This is a genomic window from Emticicia sp. (assembly GCF_043780375.1).
Classification (GTDB): Bacteria; Bacteroidota; Bacteroidia; order Cytophagales; family Spirosomataceae; genus Emticicia.
In genome coordinates this window covers 1-4393 of record NZ_JAYWCU010000058.1, presented here as the reverse complement: position 1 = coordinate 4393, position 4393 = coordinate 1, and the positions used below count along the sequence as shown (strand labels likewise).

At 37.5% G+C, this 4393-nt stretch carries 8 protein-coding genes; all 8 read right to left on the bottom strand.

The window, feature by feature from the left end:
• The coding region (locus ACH2CJ_RS04090) for a hypothetical protein (protein ID WP_394990949.1) at window positions 1-1430 on the bottom strand (1430 nt) is incomplete at its 3' end.
• Window positions 1427-2041, bottom strand: a complete 615-nt coding sequence (locus tag ACH2CJ_RS04085) for a hypothetical protein (RefSeq protein ID WP_394990948.1) — start codon at window positions 2039-2041, stop codon at window positions 1427-1429. The genes ACH2CJ_RS04090 and ACH2CJ_RS04085, both read right to left, overlap by 4 nt.
• Window positions 2038-2295 carry a hypothetical protein gene (locus ACH2CJ_RS04080; protein ID WP_394990947.1) on the bottom strand — a complete coding sequence of 86 codons (258 nt, stop codon included), beginning with the start codon at window positions 2293-2295 and terminating at the stop codon, window positions 2038-2040. Before ACH2CJ_RS04080 ends, ACH2CJ_RS04085 begins: the two co-directional genes overlap by 4 nt.
• Window positions 2259-2822 (bottom strand): hypothetical protein, encoded by a 564-nt coding sequence (locus tag ACH2CJ_RS04075; protein ID WP_394990946.1) that lies wholly within the window; start codon window positions 2820-2822, stop codon window positions 2259-2261. The genes ACH2CJ_RS04080 and ACH2CJ_RS04075 overlap by 37 nt, the downstream gene beginning before the upstream one ends.
• On the bottom strand, window positions 2803-3120 hold the full coding sequence (locus tag ACH2CJ_RS04070) for a hypothetical protein (protein WP_394990945.1): 318 nt from the start codon (window positions 3118-3120) through the stop codon (window positions 2803-2805). The genes ACH2CJ_RS04075 and ACH2CJ_RS04070 overlap by 20 nt, the downstream gene beginning before the upstream one ends.
• Before the next feature lie 2 nt (window positions 3121-3122).
• A complete protein-coding gene (locus ACH2CJ_RS04065) occupies window positions 3123-3833 on the bottom strand; it encodes a hypothetical protein (RefSeq protein ID WP_394990944.1) in 711 nt (236 codons plus the stop codon).
• A gap of 67 nt (window positions 3834-3900) precedes the next feature.
• The gene (locus tag ACH2CJ_RS04060; RefSeq protein WP_394990943.1) at window positions 3901-4113 is read right to left on the bottom strand and encodes a hypothetical protein; all 213 of its coding nucleotides are present in this window, start codon (window positions 4111-4113) and stop codon (window positions 3901-3903) included.
• Window positions 4114-4123: 10 nt separating this feature from the next.
• Window positions 4124-4393, bottom strand: a 270-nt coding sequence (locus ACH2CJ_RS04055) for a hypothetical protein (RefSeq protein ID WP_394990941.1), incomplete at its 5' end; no start/stop codon positions are given.

The window sequence follows — 4393 nt, the reverse complement described above, 5'->3', positions numbered from 1 at the left end:
TCACAGGCTTGAAACCATTCGTAACAGTTATCAAGATTAAAGCTAAACTTTAAGCCTAAACTGCCACGTAGCAATTCTCCCCATCGCTCGAACGTCCATTTGTGGGTAATTGGCTTTTCGAGATAGTGTAGATTTACTGTCCACCCAAAAGATTCTAGCTCCTGCACCGTCTTAGCGGCATAGCTTTCATCAATGGTTTTGTCGGCATCGGTCCAGGTTGCGGTATTGTCGAAATAGAAATCTACTTCACGGACTGGTAGGTTTTTGTAATAGTTGTGGAACTGCTCTATTAGATGCTTACGTTTTAGTGGGCGTTCGACCCACAGGTTTTTCAAGAACTTCAATTCTCTTTTATTCTTTGATAATTGCCCGACAATCATTGTACATATCGCAGAATTATAGTCTAATGCTATTTTGAGCGGTTGTTTGTAGTCAATATCATTGTCCCAATTACAATCTTGATTTCCGTCAAGATCCTTAGTATTAGATATATAACTAACCTTTGGCGAACGATAGCCGTGCAATTGGTCGCTTAATTCATAGTAGAAACCTTCGTTGCTTTTTTTTCTTCTGATATTCAAAACTGACCTGACAAATTCATCAGGCGGTAATAACTTCATGAAGTTTTCAATTGTATCAATTCCTAATACGTGAACATTATCTAAGGTAGATGCTTTAAGGACAGCAGTAGTTAGATTAGATAACTTGCAAAGATTTTCTTGATAATATTTAATCTTTTGTTCGATCGCATAGTGATATGATTGCGAATGATCTTCTTTTAGTTTTTGCTTGTAATGCTGCCAATAATAATGACTTTCAACAATGTCCTGGATAATGTCAGGGTGCATATCTTTTTCATAGTCGAACAGCCAATCGCTTCTTTCGTCGGTTGGCATATCGGTCATCATTGTGATTGACTTATGATAAGGATTATTCAAAAAGCTGTGATGAGTTCCTGACAAACAAAGCAAAAGATTATTGATGATGGTTTGATCCATGAAGCGAACTTCGTCTAAGAAACCACCATCAACTGCATCACCGTTATTGATTACATTGAAATTGAGAGAAAAGAAGTTACACTCAGAACCCTGCTTAAAAAACAAAGTATTGGCATGGTCGGTTGATGGTCGGTAGGCTCGCTCAAAACCAATTGGTGGTTTTTCACGCATGACATAATGCGTGCCTTCAACTAATCCAATACGGTTTTCGAGGTTCGATTTTATTTCAGGAAGTGTATTCCGATAGAGGTTTGTATATGAAGGATTACCCCAAAACAAACGGCATCGAGGCATTTCTTTGCTCATTTTGTACATTTTTGGAACACCAACACCAGAAGTCTTACCCGTTCGTCGAGCATATATCAACAGCATAATCTTTGAGATTATGGTATTTGCCTCCATTTGAGGCTTATTTGCGTGTAGTTTTTTCATTCTTCAACAATTACAGCCTCGGTTGCCATACTTTTTATTAATTCTGAATACTGTTTTTTCTCAACATCCCAGTATTTTTTCAATTTCTTTTGCAGTTTTTCTTCATTCAATTCAACTGGAGTATTTAAAGAGGAAGGGTCAAATGAGAAAAATATATCTGGCAAGTGTACTTTCGAATAGTCAATTGGTGGTGATTTTGGCATGAGTTTTAGGAGGTCAATCATGCTTTTATTGTGTGCTGCTAATATTTTACCATCGGGTTCACCTTTCGTTAATTCACGTTCTTTATCTTCCAAGATGTTCTCTTGCAAAATGCTCATCATCAATTCTTTCTGCTCAAATAGATTGCGTTGGTCATAAATGTTTACGAATTCGTGGTAATAAATATATGCCGATGTATAAGATGTAATGCCGAATCGTTTGAAATCGCTCGACAATTCTTTCATAATTTCACGACGTGTATAGTCTTGGTCTTTAAGGTCTTTGATGAAATTAATAATGGCTACTTGTCGGGCAACGGCAGTGGTCATTTCAAATGGCTCATCGTTAAGTACCTTCTTGACTATTGTACGTAGGCTTTCTTGGTCATGTGTTGTGATTTCCTTTTTCATACTTTAGACTGATTTTGAGCATCAAATATTTTCAGTGCTTGTTTTATCGCCTCAGAACTATTAGCGGCGGCTAATTTGAATATTACATTATTGACGATTGCCTTCTGCTTGAGCTGTTCTATTTCAATTATTTGGTCAATTTCTATACAATCATGTATTTGAGTTATTTTTAAAATGTCTTTTTTTGATAAAAAAGCACTGGCAAACTGTTGTACTTCTACTCTTTGATCGTCTGTAAGTGTCGGGTTATCCATTGGTGGTATAAATCGAATGTATCTGAGCCTATGATTACGCATCCAAATTCATTCTTTGTGTTTCGGTTTAAGTTGGCGGTTATTATTATGCTTATTTTGTGGGTGTCGGTCTCTATGAAATAACCTTTGGCGTGAGATTTGGCAAATCCATACTCATCGGCAATACCCAAAAAGAATTGATAGGCAATGGGCTGTCGTTCTCGAATTCGATGGTCAAGTATCGCTTGTAAGTGTGTGATATAGCCTTGCTCTTTCAGTAATTGCAAAGCTCGCAGTGGTGGCTCGGATAATCCCCAAGTGGTGAAAGAAAGTTTACCTTTGCCGAACCACATAAAAATGGCAACGATTAATTGATGTACCGACCATTTCCCATTGGTCAGAAATGTTACCAATTGATTGTTTTTTACGAGTTCTATAATCTCTGTGATGCCTTCATTTGAAGCACCTACATTTCGCATTGTTTGTACCGTTGCTGAGACTACTGCATCGTCTTTTTTATCAATATCATCAAACCTGAATAAACTCATCTTCTTGGTCTTCGATTAGTTGCTCTATTTTTGTTATTTCGGCTAATATATTTGCTTTGTACGCCTCTCGCTTGGCTTCTGGCTTGCGTTTCAGGTAAGTTGGCGAAATATACGTTCGGAGCGTATAAAGTCGCTTGGTAAGGCTTTCTCCTGCTTTCAATTCTATCTTGACAGCCTTTTGCTTTTCCAAAACCTGACCTGTGTTGTCGTAGTGTTTGGTAATCTCCCAAAGTTTAGCTATTTCATACCAATTGTCTTTCAGGTTCAGTGCCAGTTTTTTTGCTTCTAATTGCTCCATGATTAGTATATCATTCTTTTCCAGTTGAAATGAGTAATGAGTACCATATCAACGTTTTTAACTTCGTTGGTTTCGGTTATAAATATTCGTCTGATACGGTTGGCGAGTGGGTTTGCCGATTTACCTGTATTCATCGGTGTTCGGTCAAAATTAGTTTTCACTTCCCTTTCCTGGACAACTCGGTATTTATTTTGAAATACGCCTTGCAAATGCAATATTTCACCACCCGTATCTTTATGAGCATTGGCAGTAATGGCAATAATATTGAATGGAATTGCCTGACCGCCTATGTCGAGCTTGTCCATTGCCTTGATCACATCACGCATTTTGATTTCACCGCTCAATTTTGCTTTGAATTCGGATTGTGATTCGACATAAGCGATCAATCGCTCATGCTCACGATTGACGCTCGAATACAAGTATTTTCGGCGATTGACTGCTTCTTTGATAGCTTCAGGAGCATCAGTCAAATCGCTGGGTGCAATGGTGCTAATGATTTGTTTACTCAGCTCTTGTTTGAGCTGCTCAGGTTTAGCTTCAGCAACAATTACTAAGCTACTGAGCTGTTTATGTAGCTGCTCAGAAGTAAACTCACTTTCGCCAATATTCTGAAATGTTGACAACCAGGTTTGATTGTTGCCAAACAATTCAAATAGCCTCAATCCATCCTCAAATGAGCCGTTGCTTTCGAGCCAATATTTTATTGCATTCATGTTTTTATTCAAAAAAAGCACAGCAGATGCTGCCGTGCTTTTGTGATATTATTCATTTATTCAACCACTATTTCTTTTCGATTTGCTTTTCTTCTTTCTTGAGTTTCAAGACTTTTGAAAGGCCTAAAGAAAAAAGTACTTTGGCTCGTGCCAGGCTTAATGTTGTCAGGTCAATTTCACCTGCAATCCCTGCAATACCAATAATTTGGTTTTCTACATTGGCTTCAACATCATATACTTCGGCTACTTCTGGAAGTAGGATTATTTGTAATTTTGACATTGTATTTTCGTTAATTAATATAAAATAAGTTTAAATAAGTAAACGAGAATTGATTTGTTTTAATCTGCAATTGATTACTTGATTTTTCCACCCCTTGAGAGTCTGTATAATCAATTAATTGAGCAGCACTATCTTGTCGACCTACCCAAATTAAACTCCCATTTGCGAGCGGCAACACAATCTGAATGTCTGTGCGTTTATACATTTCACAAAAACCCAACGTGTCTCTACTGCTTTCTAATTCAAATAAAATAGCTGTTTCAACCGCCGATGTATCTTT